We start from the raw sequence: 18,509 nt of genomic DNA, 5'->3' as shown, positions 1-18,509 counted from the left end.
TTTTTAAGTCTATTAAAGGATTTTTAATTAAGCAATTGCGCTTCTTCTAAGTGTTTTTGCAGTTTTTGCTGTAACTCTTAGAGTGGTTTTTTTACCATTAACATTAATAGTTACTTTTTGTAAATTAAGGTTAAATTTTCTTTTTGTAGCGTTCATAGCATGTGAACGTCTATTACCAGTTTGCGCGCGTTTACCGGTTAATTGATCTACTCTTGCCATCTTTACTCCTTTCAATTTGATAAATAATTATTTATAAAAATGTATGTTTATTATATTATAAAAATATTTTTTAATTAATTTTTATTTATTAGCCACTAAGTTCGCTATATAAAGGTTTTTTAATATCAAAAAATCTTGTTCTGTTAATGTGGTCTAAATATTTTTGAGGATGAGAATATTTATATGTGTATCTATATTTCAGTTTGATTTTTGTGTAATGAACTGGGTTGAAAAATCCAAAGTATATTAGGCCAATTGTACCAATTACAATAAATACTAATGATGCTATTGTATACATTTCATAGGCATTTTGGCGTAATGGTTCAAGTGCTAAACGAACAAGTCCGTATCAGATGAAGTATAGAGAACCATTCATACCAGGTTTTACTAAGCCAAATAAATTAATTGTTCAAACCAAAATTAAATAACCTACTAAGTTTGCTAATGACTCATATAAGAATAATGGATATCTAAATAATCCAGGTTGATTTAATTCAGCACTAATTGAATCGCTTATAAACATGTTTTGAGCAAATGTTTTACCAAAAATTAATACAGAAGAACCATCTCAGTCAACTTTACCATACAATTCATGGTTTGCATAGTTTCCTCAACGACCAATTACTTGACCAATTAAAATTGTTGGAATTATAATGTCAACTGCTTTGCGAAAATCGATTTCATGGCGCTTGTGATATGCATAAATAACACCAACAATCGTACCCAAAATAACACCACCTTGGATACTTAAACCACCTTCCCATATTTTTCACCATGACCTTCAATCAAAACTTGGGTCATGCAATGCAACCTCAACTAAATCTCATAAACGAGCGCCAATAATTGTTGAAGGCACAATTAAGAAAATTAAAGTATATAGAATTTCAAATTTATATTTTTCTCTATGTCAGAAAAAGGCTATTGTAAATATTGCTGCCAAAAAACCCATCATTAAAGTTATTGAATAAGTTCTAATAGGAAATGAACCAATTGAAAATAAAATTGACCCACTATTGGCTTGAACACCTGCAACAATACCGTATTTATTATCAGTATTCATAGCACCTCCAAAAATATTTATGAGATAATTTTACTATAAAAATTAATTATTATTTATAATTAGTTCATAACAAAGATTTTGAAAATTAGTTTTTTGACGAATATCAATATATTTTCAATTGAATTTGTAAAATTACCGGTAGTTGCTCGAGTGGCTGAAGAGGTTTGTCTCGAAAACAAATAGTCGCGCAAGCGACTCAAGGGTTCAAATCCCTTACTACCGGCCATTTTTTTATTTTATTAATGTTTTATAAATTTTTATGGTATAAAATTACTAAACATAAGTAAATTATTCGTGAAATTTCTTAATAATAATTTAAATTTGGAGGAATATGAAGCCAACAAAATTAGTTGCTATTGGTGGTGTTCAAGAGATTGGTAAATCATCACTTTTTGTAGAATATGGCGATAATATTTTTATTATCGATGCCGGAATTAAATTTGCTGATACTGCTTCGACTGGTATTAAGGGGATTATTCCAGATTATTCATATTTAGCTGAAAATCATAAAAAAATTAAAGGTTTATTTATTACTCACGGCCATGAAGATCACATTGGTGGAGTTGTATATTTAGTAAAGCAAGTGCCAATTAAAAAGATATTTGCACCAAGAATTGCAATTCAATATTTAAAACTAAAATTCGAGGAACACAAAGTACCTTTGGGAATTCAATTTATTGAAATTGAAAAGTCTGCTGTTCATAAATTTGGTAAATGTTCAGTTGATTTTTGAACTGCACAACACTCAATTCCAGATGCATTTGGTGTGCGTGTGAATACTCCTAATGGTTCAATAATGTGTACTGGTGACTTTAGGTTTGATTATAATCCAATTGGCGAAAGCTACACAGATTTCGCTAGATTAGATCAAATTGGTAAAGAAGGTCTAACTGTTTTATTATCAGATTCAACCAATGCAATGCGGCCACTTCATTCGCCATCTGAAAATGATATTTTAAAAGACATTGAAAAATACATGAGACAAGCGGAACGTAAAATAATAATAACTGCCTTTGCTTCGAACTTAATCAGAGTTAAAGCCATTATTGAATTAACATCAAAATTAGGCAAAAAAGTCGCAACATTTGGCCGCTCAATGGTAAATGGTGTCAAAATCGGACGTAAATTAGGTTACATTAATGTTGATAGTAAAGTTTTAGTTGACAAAAAACAAGTAGCAAATATTCCCGACAATGAATTGGTTATTTTGACAACTGGTTCACAGGGCGAGCAACTTGCGGCTCTTGCGAGAATGTCTCACGGAAAGCACCCAACTGTTAAAATCAAAAAGGGAGACTTAATTATTTTCTCATCAAGTCCAATTCCTGGGAATCATATGGTAATTGAGCTACTAATTAATAGACTTGCAAAACTTGGTGCTGACATTAAAGAAAATGGTGTTGATGGCTACTTGCATACTTCGGGTCATGCTTATAAACATGAACACTACAAGATTTTCCAGTTAACTAAACCAAAATACTTTATTCCATATCATGGTGAATATAGAATGTGTATTGCTCATAGTCAAAGCGCTATCAAAAGTGGCGTTAAACCTGAAAATATATTTATCCCCGAAAAGGGTAGGGTTTATCACATAATCAATCAAAAAGTGTTTGAAACAAATGAAAAAATTGATTATGGACCAATTTATATTGATGGTCATAGCATATTGAATTTAAACTCTTCTGTAATTAAAGAACGTCAAAATTTAGGAGAAAGTGGATTTACTAATATTGCTATAACTGTTGATAGAAAAAACAAAAATATAATTGGCAGACCTTCATTAATCTCTCGCGGCGCATTTTATGTTAAAACTTCATTAAGTTTAGTTAATGAAGCAAAAAGAATTGCCCATGGTGCTGCACTTTATTATGTAAAAAATACTGAAAATTTTAATGTAATGGAACTAAAACAACTAATTATTGATAGATTAGAAAACTTTTTCTATAACAAAAAACGTCGTAGACCAATAATAATTCCGACCATTTTGTATAATGATGATAAAAATGAAGAAATTCTTTCAAATTCTAAGTTTAATTTCGTCAAAAAAGATAAAAGTGATTCAAAAAATACTGAATTATTATTGAAAAACATCAAAGCTGAAATGTTTGGTGATAACTCCGACATTGAAGACATTCACGAAGATGAAGAGGATGATGACATTGAATAAGCTTAGGCTTATTTTTTTATTCAAAAAACAAGCATTATTGCTTGCTTGGTAATTTTGCATGTAAATAATTTATGTTTTTACCTAATGAACTTCATTTCTTTTCATAACCAGTCATGACATTATCTAATGCAAATTTTGAATTGTGTAAATCTTGACCAAATTCAATAATATTTCAATTGTTTTCGTTAAATTGTTCCAATGAAAACTCGAAGAACTTATCATTATCAGTTTTCAACTTTAATATTGAATTTTCATTCATAATTTTTGCATATTTTTCTAAAAATGTTTTATATGTAAGTCTACGTTTAAAATGTCTTGCCTTAGGCCATGGGTCACTAAATGTCAGTCAAAGTGTATTTAAAGTACCTATAAATATATTTTCTAGGTTACTTGCGTCATCTAATATTATTTTAAAATTTTTTAAATTATATTCTTCTGCTTTTGCAAGTGCTTTTGCAGCTACTGTTGGATATTTTTCAAATCCATAAAACATAATATCTTGATTTTTAAGGGCTAATTCAACTATCATTTCACCCTTCCCCATTCCTAGTTCCACTATTGATTTGTTGTTAAGTTCAATTGGATAGTTAGTTTCATTAATAAAATAATTTGAATTTTTTATTTTTTGCTCTGCTGTTTTATCAAATCTTAGTCTCATATTTAAAAATTCTACATTAGTATCTTGCAAACAAAACAATAAAATAATTGAGTTTTTAATTATATTTTTTCTATTTCGAACCAAATAATTTATTGTGTAATTCAATTATTTAAGGAATTAATTAGGAATTTTATTCATATTTTAATTAATTATTTTGTAGATATTTTTCAATAGCTCTTTATTTAATAATTAAATAATAAGTTAGTTTAACAAGTCATATTATTCAGTTAATTCAATAATTTACAAAATCGAAAAAAATAATTAAATATTAGCAGTCTAACAATAAGAGTGCTAAAATATAAATAAATTAAGGAGGGATATGGACTTTAATTTAGATGATTTATTTGGTAATTTGAATATTTCAAAACCAAAAGATGAAGATGATGTATTGAAAAAGTATGGTAGAAATCTAACTGATTTAGCAACAAGAAATGAATTAGACCCGGTAATAAATCGAGATGACGAAATTCGCCGAATGATTCGTATTTTAAGTAGAAAAACAAAAAATAATCCAGTTTTAGTAGGTGAACCAGGCGTTGGAAAAACTGCTATAGTTGAAGGGCTTGCTAGAAAAATTGTTGAAGGCCAGGTTCCCGAAAATTTAAAAGGTAAGGATGTTTTTGAGTTAGATTTAGCATCATTAATAGCTGGTGCATCATACCAGGGACAATTTGAGCAAAGATTGAAATCTGTGTTGAAAAAAATTGAAGAAAGTAATGGTGATATTATTTTATTCATTGATGAAATACACATGCTAATTGGAACAGGAAAAAATCAAGATGGCGCTATGGACGCAGCAAACATTTTTAAACCATTGATGGCTCGCGGAAAATTGCATTTAATTGGGGCTACAACATTCGACGAATATAGAAAATATATTGAAAAAGACGCAGCTCTAGAGAGAAGAATGCAAAAAATTGACGTTTTAGAACCAACAACCGAAGGTACAATTGCAATATTGAGAGGAATCAAGGAGAGATTTGAGAATTTTCATAACGTTAAAATTCTTGATGAAGCCTTAGTTTCAGCCGCAAAATTATCATCACGCTATATTTCTGATAGATTTTTACCAGATAAGGCAATTGATTTGATTGATGAAGCTGCTTCAACAATCAAAACGGAAATCAATTTTAAACCTGAAGAACTTGAAAAATCTCAGCAAAAATTAGCTATGCTTGAAATGGAAAAAATTGCATTGAGTTCAAGTAATGAATCAAAAGGCAAAAATAAAGAAAGATTAATTGAATTAGATAAATTAATTAATGATGAAAACGAAATAATAAAAGACTTTAAAAATAAATGAGATTTAGAAAAAGAACGTCTTGAACAAGTTTCGAACGCCAAGTCTAGACTAGAAAATTTAAAGCATGCTTTAACAATTTATCAAAAAGAAGCTGACTATGAAAAAGCTTCAAGAGTTTTATATATTGAAATACCGAATTTAGAAAAAGAAATTGCACAAATGGAACAGCAAATTTTGCAAAATAGCAGTTCTTTAATTAAAGACACAGTAACTAGCGAAGAAATTGCCTCAATAGTTTCTAAGTGAACAAAAATACCAGTTACTAAGTTGCTTGAAACTGACAAAAATAAACTTTTGAACCTAGAAAATGAGTTGAAAAGTAAAATTAAAGGTCAAGATAATGCAATAAATTTAGTATGTCAAGCTGTGTTAAGAGCTAAAGCAAATATTAATGATCCAAATCGACCGCTAGCAAGTTTTCTTTTTACAGGACCTACAGGTGTTGGTAAAACTGAGCTTTCAAAAGCATTAGCTTATGCTTTATTTGATTCAGAAAAACAAATGATTAGAATTGATATGTCTGAGTACATGGAAAAACATTCAGTTTCAAAAATAATTGGCGCTCCTCCAGGGTATATTGGTTTTGACCAAAACAATTCATTAACAGAACAAATAAGAAAAAATCCATATACTATTCTTTTACTTGATGAAATTGAAAAAGCTCATAAAGAAGTATTAAATATTCTGCTTCAAATTTTAGATAATGGTTCAATAACTGACTCTAAAGGGAGAAATATAAACTGTCGTAATTTAATTATAATTATGACCTCAAATATAGCTTCTGATGAAATTCTAAAAAAACAAATTGAAATGAACGCTCCCGAATTAAAAGCAGAACTATTAAAATTTATGAGTCCAGAATTTCTAAACAGAATTGATGAAGTTGTTAAATTCAATTCTTTAAGTGAGTCAGTGATTAAAGAAATCGTTGATCTTGAAATGCAAAAATTAATTAGAAGAGTTAAATTAACAAAAGATATCAACTTAGCATATAGTGAAAAATTAATTGATTTTATCGCAAAATCTGCCTATGATAGTCAATTTGGTGCTCGCCCTATTAAAAGATTTATTCAAAACAAAGTTGAAAGTGTGTTGGCATATAAAATAATAAATGGCGAAATTAATAATCAAGAAAAATATCAAATTGATGTTTTTGCAGGAAACTTTATAATTAATGTTATTAAATAGCTTCAAGCTATTTTTTAATTTACCAATTCAATTGAAAATCATTCATAAATGTAATTTTCTAATAAATATTTTGCTCAAATCAATAATGTATAATTTTAATAATAAAAAAGTAGGTAAAAATGAACATTAGAAGATACAAACCTGAATTAATTTCTTTGAAATCAAGACCCTTAAGAGTTCTTATAATTGCTGATAGTTTTCTTCCCTATATTGATGGTGTTGCAAGAGTAATTGAAAATTATGCTGAACAATTCGAGAAAAAAAATGTTGATTTTAGAATATTGGCCCCAAGATATAAATCAGCAGACTTATCAGTTGATGAAAAATACAAAGGTAAAATAATTAGATTAAAAACCTCAAGAATGAAGTGGGGCTCTTATGAAGTTTTTAAGTTTCCTATAATTAACGAAGAACAACAGTTAATTGATGATTTTGACCCCGATATTATTCATGCGCATTCTCCATTTGTTGCTGGTAAAATTGCTGTTTCATTGAAAAATAGATACAATATTCCCATTGTTTTTACAATGCATAAAAATTTTAAACAGAGTGTAATATTAGCAACTAACAGTGATCTTTTTGGGACTTTAAGTGGCTTTTTAATGAATCAATTCACCAGACAAATTGACCATATATTTTATGTTTCAAATTCATCAATGAAACTTAATAATTTTTCTGATAACATTATGCAATCAGTTGTTGGCGATGGAACAAAATTTAAATATACTGAAAACTCAAGTGATTTAGCTAAAAAAGCCATCGCTAAATTCAATATTGACACCTCAAAACACAATTTGCTTTTTATATCTAAGTTTATATGAGAAAAAAATATTAAACAGCTTTTAGACGCTTTCAAAACATTATTAACAATAGATAAAAATTATTCTTTAACTATGGTGGGTGGCGATTGAAATTTTGACGAAATCATTGAATATGCAAAAGAATTAGAAATTTATAATCATATTAATTTCACTGGATGAGTAAATGATGAAGATTTATTAAAAGGTTTATATTTATCACACGATTTATTGATATCTCCATCTATTTTAGATACATTTGGTTTGGTTGTTCACGAGGCGGCATCACAAGGGGTTCCTAGTTTAGTTATTAAAAACTCTCCTTCTTCTGAGGGTATTGTTGATGGCGAAAACGGCTATGTCACAACACAACATGAAAAACAAATGGCAGATAAAATAATAGAGATTTTTAAAAACAAACATAGATTAAAAGTTGTTGGTAAAAATGCAATGGGCCTTACCAAAGAATGAGGCGAAGTCATTGATATATCTATTGAAAAATATATTGATACAATCAAGTTATTTTATGAAAAAGATAGAATAAAACGCCTTAAAAAAGTTGCTGAACAAGTTCGAACAAAATTTAAAAAATAAATTTTCACTAAAGCACCATTATTATTGGTGTTTTTTTGATATTGGCTGAAAAATAGACTAATTAGGAAACTAATTAGGGGATTTTCTTTGCATTTCTGAAAAAAGAGTATGATTAAGTTGATAATGAATAATTGTTATCATACGTTAAAAAATAAAACATTATAAGATATGAAAGAAGGATAGCTTTATGGCTAAAATGAAAGCTTTTGTAGTACGTTCACCACGTACTTGAAGTGTTGAGACAGTTGATATTCCAGAACCTAAAGAAAAAGAGGTTCTAATTAAAATGGAAACAAGTGGCATTTGCCACACTGACCTACACGCTGCTAATTACGATTGATTAGTAGAACCAAAATATCCATTAATTCCAGGTCATGAAGGAATTGGTATTGTTGAAAAACTTGGACCAGGTTGTACACATTTAAAAGTTGGAGATAGAGTTTGTCTAGCTTGACTTCACGATGCTTGTGGGCACTGTGAATTCTGTTTAAGTGGTAAAGAAACATTGTGTCCAAACCAAAATATGTCTGCATATACAAAAGATGGTTCATTTGCAGAATATGCAATTGGCCACGAAGATTTTGTTGGCATCGTTCCTAAAACTCTTGATATAGTAACAGGTGCACCAGTAGTTTGTGCAGGTGTTACAACATATAAAGCTGTAAAACAAGCAAAATTAAAACCTGGAGACTTTGTTGCTGTAATTGGTGTTGGTGGTTTAGGACAACTTGCAATCCAATATGCAAAAGCAATGGGATATCGCCCAATTGGAATTGATTTAACAGATGAAAAATGTGATTTAGCTATTAAATCAGGTGCAGAATTTGCATTCAACAGTAAAAAAGTAGATGCCGTTGCTGAAGTTATTAAAGCAACTGAAGGCGGCGTACACGGTGTCGTTAATACTTCTGTTGCAACTGCTGCAGCCATCCAAGGGATGGAAATGTTACGTCGTGGCGGTCGCCAAGTATTAGTTGGTTTACCTGCTAAAGACAAACTAGGTAAAGATGAATTCCCAGTTTCAGTTTTCTGAACAGTATTACTAGAACGTGAATTAGCCGGTTCAATCGTCGGAACACGTAAAGATCTTAAAGAAGCACTAGATTATGCTGCAAGAGGTCTAGTAAAATCAGAAGTTACAAGAATCGTGAAACTTGACGAAGTTGCAGAAATTTTTGAAAAACTTGAAAAAGGTGATTTCATCGGTAGAGCAGTTATCGATTTTAGAAAATAAAAATATCCTTAAGCACCAACTATTAGGTGCTTTTTCATTCATTTTTTAATAGGGAATTTTTGTTTATTTTTTATAAAAATGTAATTTTTAACTTAAATTTTAATTTGAAACATAGATTAATATATTAAAATTCGAAACGATTTCATATTTCGTGTATAAAAGTAAATTTATTTTATAAAAAGTGATGGCTTTTAATCAAAAAACTTATAATATTTATAAGCTTATTAAGGCTTTGAATTTAATAATTTATATTTTTATTGAGAAAGGATAAAATGAAAAAAATTATTGTTGTTGGTTTAGGTAATGTTGGTTTTACCTACATAAATATTGCTGTTTGTAGAGGACTAGAAGCTGAATGAATTCTAGTTGACAAAAATGAAGATATTGCTATTGCGCATGCTAAAGACTTTTCAGACATGGTTTCAATCATGCCTAGAAACGGATCTAAATTTAGACCTGGTACACTTGAAGAGGATGGAAAAGATGCAGATATCGTTGTAGTTTGTGCATCAATTCCTGCAAATAAAGACTTCTCAGACCGTTTAGCATTAGCTGAAGCTAACGCTAAATTGATGAATGATTTTGGTTCAAAATTGAAAAAATCTGGATTTAAGGGTGTTGTTATTGTTGCTGCCAACCCTTGTGATGTTATGGCTGCTGTATTCCACTATGCTTCAGGACTTCCTGCAGAAAAAGTTATTTCAGCTGGAACAGTTCTTGACTCAGCGCGTTTAAGAAAACTAGTTTCATACCACTTTGACATTGATGCAGATTCAGTTTCAGTAAACATGATTGCTGAACACGGTGCTTCAGCAATGGCTGTTTGATCAACTGCAAAAGTTGGTGAAACATTTATCAAAGATTTACCTCATTTTACAGAAGAACTTAAAGAAAAATTATACGAAGACAGTAAAAAAGAAGCTTTTGAAATATTCTCACGTAAAGGAAATACTCAATTTGGAATTGGAACTTCATTGTTTGAAATCACAAGCGCAATTCTAGAAAACAAAAGAAGAATTATGACTATTGGTGTTAAATTACCTGAAACATTCAAACACCCTGGAATTTACTTCTCAATTCCTGTAATTGTTGGTGAAAACGGATACGAATACTTAAAAGAAAAAATGTCTCTAACAGACGCTGAATGAGAAAGATTCAACAAAGCATCTGAAGGATTTTGCAAAGTACACAATGATGTTTTAAGTCTAGTTGGCGTAAAACACACATTCAAATAAAAATCAAACTAACAAACCATTGCGGTTTGTTTTTTAATTTACCTTTTCTTTTGTTTTTTCTATTGAATTGGTAATTTCTAGTTATTAAATTTAATATGAAAAGCTTATTTGCTTAGGAAATGTTTAACATTAATTCCTATTTTTAAAATAAGTAATTAATTCCATTATTTTTTAAGATTAAACACATTGTTATGTTTTAAATAAATTTATTTATTATAATAATAAAGTTAATAATAATTTTGTTGAAAATAACAAAAGAAAAGGAGTGAGAATGAAAAACAAAAATATCGATTTTGACTCAAGAGAATATTTAAATAAAGTTGATGCTTGATGAAGAGCTGCAAACTATATTGCTGTTGGTCAAATGTATTTAAAAAATAACCCACTTATGAAAGGTGGTTTAAAAATTGAAGACGTTAAAGTTTATCCAATTGGTCACTGAGGTACAATTCCTGGACAAAACTTTATTTACGCACACCTAAACAGGGTAATCAACAAATATGACTTAAATATGTTTTATATTTCGGGTCCTGGTCACGGTGGACAAGTTATGATTGCTAACTCGTATCTTGATGGTTCATATACTGAATTATTTCCAAATGTAGGGCAAGATGAAAAAGGAATGAAGGAGTTATTTAAAACATTCTCATTCCCTGGTGGTACTGCATCACATGCTGCACCATGTGCACCTGGTTCATTACACGAAGGTGGAGAATTAGGTTACTCACTATCTCACGCTACTGGAGCAATTCTAGATAATCCAGATTTAATTGCTGCTGCTGTTGTTGGTGATGGTGAAGCTGAAACAGGACCATCTATGGCGGGATGATTGTCTAACACATTTATTAACCCTAAAAATGATGGTGCTGTTTTACCAATTATTCATGTTAATGGTGGAAAAATCTCTAACCCAACTATTTTTGCTAGAAGAAGTGATGCTGAACTTGAATCATTATTCAGAGGACTTGGTTGAGAACCAATCATTGTTAATGTATTAAAAGCTGCTGATTATCACCAAGAAATGGCTGATAAATTAGACTATGCAATTGAAAAAATTTTAGCAATCAAAGCAGAAGCAAACAAATTAGATGCTTCAAAACAAACTAGACCAGAATGACCAATGATTATTTTAAGATCACCAAAAGGTTGAACTGGACCAAGCAAATTTGGCGGAAATCAAATCGAAGGTAGCTTTAGAGCTCACCAAGTTCCAATTCCTGTAAAAGCTGCAGATGATACACATTTACAAGACCTAATCAATTGACTAGAGTCATACAGACCTCAGGAACTATTTACAGAAGATGCTAAATTAAGACCTGAATTCAATATTGCACCAAAAGGCAATCAAAGAATGGCTATGAATCCAGCTACAAACGGTGGAATCAATCCAAAAGAACTAAATTTACCAAAATGAACAGATTTTGCAGTTAAATTTAGTAAACCAGGTCAAGCAATTGAGCAAGATATGGCAAATTTATCAAAATATTACGCTCAAATTATTAAATTAAACCCAGATAACTTTAGAGTATTTGGACCAGATGAAACCAAGTCAAACCGTCTATTTGAAGTTCTAAAAGTTACAGATCGTCAATGACTAGATCCAATTGAAACTGAGTTGGATGAATCTGTTTCTCCTGCTGGTAGAATTATTGACTCACAACTTTCAGAACACCAAGCTGAAGGTTTCTTAGAAGGTTATGTATTAACTGGTCGTCATGGTATTTTCGCATCATATGAAGCATTCTTAAGAGTTGTTGACTCAATGGTTACTCAACACCTAAAATGAATTAACAAATCAAAAGAACACGACTGAAGAAAATCATTGCCATCATTAAACTTGATTGCAACATCAAACGCTTTCCAACAAGACCATAATGGTTATACACACCAAGACCCAGGTATGTTAGGCCACTTAGCTGATAAAACTCCTGAAATTGTAAGAGAATACTTGCCAGCTGATACAAACACATTGTTAGCTATCTCTGAAAAAGCATTCAAAGAAAGAGATGTAATTAACTTAATTGTTGCATCAAAACAACCAAGAGAACAATTCTTTACAGTTGAAGAAGCGCAAGAACTTGCTGATAAAGGTTATAAAGTAATTGATTGAGCATCAAATGTTTCAATTGACCAAGAACCTGATTTAGTTTTTGCTGCTTGTGGTACAGAATCTACAATTGAATCTCTTGCAGCAATTTCAATTTTAAATAAAGAATACCCAGAACTAAAAATTAGATTTGTTAATGTTGTTGAAATTCTAAAACTAAGATCACAAAAAATTGATAAACGTGCCTTAAGTGATGCTGAATTCGACAAAGTATTTACAAAAGACAAACCAGTTGTATTTGCATTCCACGGATACGAAAGTTTATTAAGAGATATCTTCTTTACAAGAACAAACAAAAATCTACATCCTCACGGATACCGTGAAAATGGAGATATTACAACTTCATTTGACATTCGTCAACTTTCACACATGGATAGATTCCACATGTCAATTACTGCTGCAGAAGCTGTTTATGGTCAAAAATCTGCTTCATTTGTTAAGAAAATGAATGAAACACTTGAATACCACACAGCATATGTTAGAGAACACGGTACTGACATTGACATTGTTAAAAATTGAAAATGAGAAGGTATTAAATAAAACTAAAAACCCAATTTGCGTTTGGGTTTTTTCTTTCGATTTTTAGGCCTAATATGGAATTAATTACAAACTTTTTTCATCTTTTATAATGCTGCAAAAAATAATATGTATTAAAAAAAGTAAAATTATTACAAGATATATGGAGGCATATAATGAAAAAAATAGCTATTAACGGCTTTGGACGTATTGGCCGCTTAACATTACGTCACTTATTAGAAACTAAAAATCAAGATGTTGAAGTAGTTGCAGTTAACGACTTAACAGATCCTCGTATGCTTGCACACTTATTAAAATATGATACAGCATTTGGTGTTTTAAATCACGATGTTCAAGTAAAAGAAAATGCAATCGTTGTAGACGGAAAAGAAATTAAAGTTTTTGCGGAAAAAGATCCTGAAAACTTGCCTTGAAAAGATTTAGAAATCGATGTTGTTCTTGAATGTACAGGCTTTTTCACCAAAAAAGATTTAGCAAATAAACACATTATCGCAGGTGCTAAAAAAGTTCTTGTTTCAGCGCCAGCAGGTAGCGATGTTAAAACAGTTGTTTACAACGTAAACCACCAAGAATTGAATAAAGACGACAAAATTGCTTCAGCGGCATCATGTACAACTAATGGTTTAGCACCAGTGGTTAAAGTTTTAGTTGATAACTTTGGTTTAATCAATGGTTACATGACAACAATCCACTCATTTACAGGAGACCAAATGCTTCAAGACGGTCCTCACCGTAAAGGAGATTTAAGAAGAGCGCGTTCAGCAGCAATGAATATTGTTCCTTCTTCAACAGGAGCCGCAAGAGCAATTGGTCTAGTTGTTCCTGAAGCAACAGGAAAATTAGATGGTTCAGCACTTCGTGTTCCTACAATCACAGGCTCAATCATTGACTTAACAGTTCAATTAGAAAAACAACCTACTTTAGATGAATTACACGCTGCATTCAAAAAAGCCGCAAATGAATCATTTATTTATAATACTGACGAAATTGTTTCATCAGACATTATAAACTCACATGCTGGATCTATTTTTGATGCCACTCTAACTAAAATTCAAGAAGCAAATGGACAAAGAATTTATAAAGTTTTTGCTTGATACGATAATGAAATGTCATATGTATCACAACTAGTTAGAACAACAATTCATTTTGCAAAATTATCTTAATAATTAACGAGCTAAGGCTCGTTTTTAATTATTAAATTACTTTTATAATTTTTAAAAATTCAATCAATTTTCAATGAATTGGTAAAATTTTGCTTTGAATTTTTGAATAATTTTATGCTGATTGGCACAGCAACAATATGTCTTATATTTTTCTTATCATTTCAATATATTGACCTATGTGTATTGATATCTAAACCATATTTATTGCCAATTTTGCATAAAATTTGAATATATTGACCGCTGTTTTCAATGTTTATTAAACACTCTGATTTGCCATATACATTATTTGTTTGATTCACTTGTTTAATCTTAAAACTTTTCGCAGTTTTTTCATTTTTTACAAAACTGTTAAATATAGCAATACAACGAATTTTCTTAACAAATTTTGTCTTTTGATTTTTATTTAATTTAGACCAAATATATTCAAATGTTCACTCACCATTGATAACTTTAGCAACAAACTCATTCATTGTACAATTATTCATTTTTTTCTTTTTTATGCTCGATAATCCAAGAGCATGAAAAAAGAACAGTTTTGTTCAAACTAATATCAATTTAATTTGTTGTTTTCTTTCGTTAATTCAATGCATAAAGCTAAATGATTCAATGCTGCAAAATGACCTAAAAAAGTCTTTTACAATATTTTTGAAATTATTATTATCTATTTTCATACTATTAAATAAACACAAAATTTTAATGAACTTAAAAAAGGAAAAAATAATAAATAAGATAGCTTTATTATTAAAAAGTTTAATTATAATTGAATAAACGGAGGTTCAAATGATTAAGTTTTACACTACAATAAGAGACGATAAAATGCTTTTAAAAGCATGCTACAAAAATAATATACCAAATGTAGCTCAAAAGGACGGGTTTATAACTGAGTTTATCGATAAAAATGAGGCTTACATTTTTATCGAAAAAGAATTAGATTACTTTGAATTGGTAAAATTAATTGACAACAAAATCGTTAATAATAACCGTGATTATCAAATTGACCTTGAAAGCTTTGTTTCGCAAAAAGTCAATATGGATGATGTTCTAAAAGCTTTTATTTCTCGTGTTATTTTTTATGGAGCAAACTTATTTAATAAAAAGAAAGATGTAAAAAATAAAAATCAATTCACATTCCTACTTCCAAATGATTCATTTACTGCGCTTGCTCAAAAATATGCAATTATTGCTTTGAATAAAAATTCAATCAGAAACTTGCAAATAATGCCAGAAAATCATTGTAATTCAAAAATGCTTGCTGAGTATATAAGAAATGATTTTTCAACAAATCCCGATTTAGAAATAACCGTTTTAAATAAAAAACAAATTGAAGAATTGAATATGGGATTGCTTCTTTCTGTTAACAAAGGATCAACTCATCCTCCTCGAGTTGTGATTGTCGAATACAATGGAAATAAAGAGTCAAAAGACAAAATTGTTTATGTAGGTAAAGGTATAACATTTGATACTGGTGGTATGAATACCAAAGGTTATCACATGGAAGGCATGAAATATGATATGTCTGGCTCTGTAATTGCAGCATACACAGTTAAAGCCGTAGCGGAATTAAAAGTCAAAAAAAATGTAGCAGCAATTATGTGCATTACTGATAATAGACAAGATGGAGATGCCTCACTACCTGAAAATGTGTATGAATCAATGGCTGGAATTAGTGTTGAGGTTACTGATACTGATGCTGAAGGTCGTTTAGTGTTGGCAGATGGCTTATATTATGGCGCAACAAAACTTAATGCAACAACTCTTGTTGATATTGCCACATTAACCGGCGCAATGAGTAGAACACTAGGTAGTGAATATTCTGGAATTTACTCAACTGACGAAGAAAATTGAAATATATTTAATAAATCTGCAAAAATTGCTCACGAAAAAGTTTGAAGAATGCCTCTTCATGAAGACTTTCACAAGCCAAATACTGCAAGCTTAGTTGCTGATTTAAATAATTACAATAATGACGAAACTTCAGACCATAATACTGCAGCAATGTTTTTAAAAGAATTTACAAACAATGTTCCATTCATTCATTGTGACATTGCGGGTACAGCAGATATTAAAGGTAAACCGATGGGTGTATTAATTGATACATTGGTTGAGTTTGCAATTCAAAAATAATTAAATTGAAGTTTTTGATTTTACAAAATGAATTGAAAAAAACACAAATAAGGAAAATTTGTGTTTTTTTGCTATTGAAAATTTTGCTCAATAAAATCATTTATTCAAGCTGAATTATTATCTTGTTTTGAAACAAACGTGGCTTTGTTAATTGCATTAGGCATTGAGTTTGATGGCGCGCAAGATAACGCAACAACATCAAATGTTGGAGCATCATTATTTGCATCGCCAAATGCTACAGTTTTTTCTAAATTAATATTATATTTATCGGAAATGAAAACAAGAGCTGACGCTTTTGAGCAAGGTTCACCTATATCAAAGAAATTTTTTTGAGTTTGTACTCCAATTATTTGATTGAAATTTTTGATAAATTCAGCTATTTTATCTAAATCTTGTTGTTGCTCCTCTGGCTCAAAACTAATTAATATTTTGCAGATGGTTTTATCATCAAAATAACTTCTATCAACATTTAAGTCTCATTGACCTGGTTTTAGTGTTTGGTCATATCTTCTTAATTTATACTCAGAAGTGTTTTCAACATTCATGCCAATTAGAGTGCTTGGCAAAAATACATAGTAGCCTAAATTTAATTCATGACATTTATCCATTATTTTGTAAGCAACATTTTTATCAATTTTTGATTCAGAAATCAAATTCAATGATTTATGATCATAAACCATTGAACCGTTTGCACAAAGAAATGGTAAGTTATAAGGAATTTGGTCTAAATATTTATCAAGCATAAATATTGCTCTTCCAGTAGCAATGCAAATATTTTTGCCCTTTTCTCTTAATTTGTTTAATGCTACAAGGTTTTTTTCTACTATTTTTTTATTATTATCTAATAAGGTGCCGTCCATATCAAAAACAAAGGTATCAAAATCATCTAAACTCAGAATTACTTTTTTGAATTGAACATTTTCGTCAATTTTGGATATTTTTGCAAAAAAGTATTCATTATTTTCTTGATTTATTATTCTAAAAATAGTAAACAAGTTTATATTGTTTAAATCGGATAAGCCAGTTTTTAACTTAAATTCGTCAAAACTCAGTATTAAATTTTTGTTAAAATTAATAAAATCTTGGTTATTTAAAAAAAATTGTTTTTTCATTTTACTCTCCGCAAATATTTATTAATATTATATTGCATTATTTATTAGTTATTTATTAAGCAGTGTTTGATTTTAAAAAAATTTGTTTTTATTTTGAAATTATTTTTATGTGTTATAATAACTATGCTTTTTAGTTAAAAAGAGACAAGCGGAGAAGTAGCTCAGCTTGGTAGAGCGCTTGGTTTGGGACCAAGTGGTCGCAGGTTCAAATCCTGTCTTCTTCACCATTTTTGGGGGATTAGCTCATTTGGCTAGAGCACCTGCCTTGCACGCAGGGGGTGGTGGGTTCGAATCCCATATCCTCCACCATTATGGCGTTGTAGCTCAGTTGGTTAGAGCGTCCGGTTCATACCCGGAAGGTCAAGAGTTCGACTCTCTTCGACGCTACCATTATATGGAAAATTCTAACTGTTATGGACCTATAGCTCAACGGTTAGAGCAACCGGCTCATAACCGGTCGGTTACCGGTTCGAATCCAGTTAGGTCCACCACGGGTGATTACCCAAGTCTGGCTGAAGGGACTAGTCTTGAAAACTAGCAGGGGCTTCACGGCCCGCGGGGGTTCAAATCCCTCATCACCCGCCATTCGCCTATTTTATAGGCACCTTAACACCAACTCATATCGCGGAGTGGAGAAGCTCGGTATCTCGCAGGGCTCATAACCCTGAGGTCGTTGGTTCAAGTCCAACCTCCGCCACCAAATGGTCCAGTGGTAAAGTGGTTTAATACGCCTCCCTGTCACGGAGGAGATCGCGGGTTCAATTCCCGTCTGGACCGCCATTAGGCTCTGTAGCTCAGTAGGTAGAGCAACGGATTGAAGCTCCGTGTGTCGCTGGTTCGATTCCTGCCGGAGCCACCATATGATGAAAATCGCCGCCTGTCGGCTTTTTTATTTTCTAATTCATTCATTTTTCAATTGAATTGGTAAAAAAAGTCACAAAAATTGTTGTTATACATTATGAATATTAAATTATTAATTTTATATATAATATAAATATTAAATATTAA

13 protein-coding genes and 9 tRNA genes are annotated in these 18,509 nt (G+C 30.6%); 17 read left to right on the top strand and 5 right to left on the bottom strand.

Features of this window, described 5'->3' with window-relative positions:
- Positions 1-27: 27 nt before the first annotated feature.
- The gene (gene rpmB / locus EXC34_RS03120) at positions 28-219 is read right to left on the bottom strand and encodes a 50S ribosomal protein L28 (protein WP_004421448.1); all 192 of its coding nucleotides are present in this window, start codon (positions 217-219) and stop codon (positions 28-30) included.
- Positions 220-307: 88 nt separating this feature from the next.
- Positions 308-1,279: a prolipoprotein diacylglyceryl transferase gene (gene lgt / locus EXC34_RS03115; protein WP_129687860.1), complete on the bottom strand. Its 972-nt coding sequence runs from the start codon at positions 1,277-1,279 to the stop codon at positions 308-310.
- A 136-nt stretch (positions 1,280-1,415) separates the two neighbouring features.
- Here lgt and EXC34_RS03110 point away from each other — a divergent pair.
- Together EXC34_RS03110 and EXC34_RS03105 are read left to right on the top strand one after the other, a co-directional pair.
- Positions 1,416-1,505: transfer RNA gene (locus tag EXC34_RS03110), tRNA-Ser, on the top strand.
- A gap of 105 nt (positions 1,506-1,610) precedes the next feature.
- Positions 1,611-3,449 (top strand): ribonuclease J, encoded by a 1,839-nt coding sequence (locus EXC34_RS03105; RefSeq protein ID WP_129687859.1) that lies wholly within the window; start codon positions 1,611-1,613, stop codon positions 3,447-3,449.
- Positions 3,450-3,483: 34 nt separating this feature from the next.
- Here EXC34_RS03105 and trmB read toward each other — a convergent pair whose 3' ends face one another.
- The gene (gene trmB / locus EXC34_RS03100; protein ID WP_129687858.1) at positions 3,484-4,107 is read right to left on the bottom strand and encodes a tRNA (guanosine(46)-N7)-methyltransferase TrmB; all 624 of its coding nucleotides are present in this window, start codon (positions 4,105-4,107) and stop codon (positions 3,484-3,486) included.
- Between the two features lie 319 nt (positions 4,108-4,426).
- Here trmB and EXC34_RS03095 point away from each other — a divergent pair, with 319 nt between their 5' ends.
- From EXC34_RS03095 to gap, 6 genes are all read left to right on the top strand, one after another.
- Complete coding sequence (locus tag EXC34_RS03095; RefSeq protein WP_129687857.1) at positions 4,427-6,598, top strand: ATP-dependent Clp protease ATP-binding subunit; 2,172 nt, start codon at positions 4,427-4,429, stop codon at positions 6,596-6,598.
- A 119-nt stretch (positions 6,599-6,717) separates the two neighbouring features.
- Positions 6,718-7,989 carry a glycosyltransferase gene (locus tag EXC34_RS03090; protein WP_129687856.1) on the top strand — a complete coding sequence of 424 codons (1,272 nt, stop codon included), beginning with the start codon at positions 6,718-6,720 and terminating at the stop codon, positions 7,987-7,989.
- Positions 7,990-8,185: 196 nt separating this feature from the next.
- Positions 8,186-9,223, top strand: a complete 1,038-nt coding sequence (locus EXC34_RS03085) for a zinc-dependent alcohol dehydrogenase (RefSeq protein ID WP_004421456.1) — start codon at positions 8,186-8,188, stop codon at positions 9,221-9,223.
- A gap of 272 nt (positions 9,224-9,495) precedes the next feature.
- Positions 9,496-10,458 (top strand): lactate/malate family dehydrogenase, encoded by a 963-nt coding sequence (locus EXC34_RS03080; RefSeq protein ID WP_129687855.1) that lies wholly within the window; start codon positions 9,496-9,498, stop codon positions 10,456-10,458.
- Between the two features lie 271 nt (positions 10,459-10,729).
- Entirely contained in the window at positions 10,730-13,105 is a 2,376-nt protein-coding gene (locus EXC34_RS03075; RefSeq protein WP_129687854.1) for a phosphoketolase family protein, read from the top strand.
- A gap of 152 nt (positions 13,106-13,257) precedes the next feature.
- On the top strand, positions 13,258-14,265 hold the full coding sequence (gap, locus tag EXC34_RS03070; RefSeq protein WP_004421463.1) for a type I glyceraldehyde-3-phosphate dehydrogenase: 1,008 nt from the start codon (positions 13,258-13,260) through the stop codon (positions 14,263-14,265).
- Between the two features lie 11 nt (positions 14,266-14,276).
- Here gap and EXC34_RS03065 read toward each other — a convergent pair whose 3' ends face one another.
- The gene (locus tag EXC34_RS03065; protein WP_129687853.1) at positions 14,277-14,936 is read right to left on the bottom strand and encodes a hypothetical protein; all 660 of its coding nucleotides are present in this window, start codon (positions 14,934-14,936) and stop codon (positions 14,277-14,279) included.
- 109 nt (positions 14,937-15,045) lie between these two features.
- Between EXC34_RS03065 and EXC34_RS03060 the strand changes: the two genes are divergently transcribed.
- Positions 15,046-16,389, top strand: a complete 1,344-nt coding sequence (locus tag EXC34_RS03060) for a M17 family metallopeptidase (RefSeq protein WP_129687852.1) — start codon at positions 15,046-15,048, stop codon at positions 16,387-16,389.
- 71 nt (positions 16,390-16,460) lie between these two features.
- On the opposite strand, the gene EXC34_RS03055 is transcribed toward EXC34_RS03060, so the two are convergent.
- Positions 16,461-17,501, bottom strand: a complete 1,041-nt coding sequence (locus EXC34_RS03055; protein ID WP_129687851.1) for an HAD family hydrolase — start codon at positions 17,499-17,501, stop codon at positions 16,461-16,463.
- A gap of 150 nt (positions 17,502-17,651) precedes the next feature.
- On the opposite strand from EXC34_RS03055, the gene EXC34_RS03050 reads away from it, so the two are divergent.
- The 8 genes from EXC34_RS03050 to EXC34_RS03015 all read left to right on the top strand — a co-directional run bounded on the left by EXC34_RS03050 (position 17,652) and on the right by EXC34_RS03015 (position 18,360).
- A tRNA-Pro gene (locus EXC34_RS03050) sits at positions 17,652-17,728 on the top strand.
- A 5-nt stretch (positions 17,729-17,733) separates the two neighbouring features.
- A tRNA-Ala gene (locus tag EXC34_RS03045) sits at positions 17,734-17,810 on the top strand.
- A 4-nt stretch (positions 17,811-17,814) separates the two neighbouring features.
- Positions 17,815-17,891: transfer RNA gene (locus EXC34_RS03040), tRNA-Met, on the top strand.
- 25 nt (positions 17,892-17,916) lie between these two features.
- Positions 17,917-17,992 (top strand) — tRNA-Ile (locus EXC34_RS03035).
- Between the two features lies 1 nt (position 17,993).
- Positions 17,994-18,086 (top strand) — tRNA-Ser (locus EXC34_RS03030).
- A 38-nt stretch (positions 18,087-18,124) separates the two neighbouring features.
- Positions 18,125-18,201 (top strand) — tRNA-Met (locus EXC34_RS03025).
- Positions 18,202-18,204: 3 nt separating this feature from the next.
- Positions 18,205-18,281: transfer RNA gene (locus EXC34_RS03020), tRNA-Asp, on the top strand.
- Between the two features lie 3 nt (positions 18,282-18,284).
- Positions 18,285-18,360 (top strand) — tRNA-Phe (locus EXC34_RS03015).
- Positions 18,361-18,509 lie beyond the last annotated feature (149 nt).

This window comes from Mycoplasmopsis bovigenitalium (assembly GCF_900660525.1).
GTDB lineage: Bacteria > Bacillota_I > Bacilli_A > Mycoplasmatales > Metamycoplasmataceae > Mycoplasmopsis > Mycoplasmopsis bovigenitalium.
Note: the sequence above shows the minus strand (reverse complement) of the source record. Positions and strands in the feature narration are given on the sequence as shown.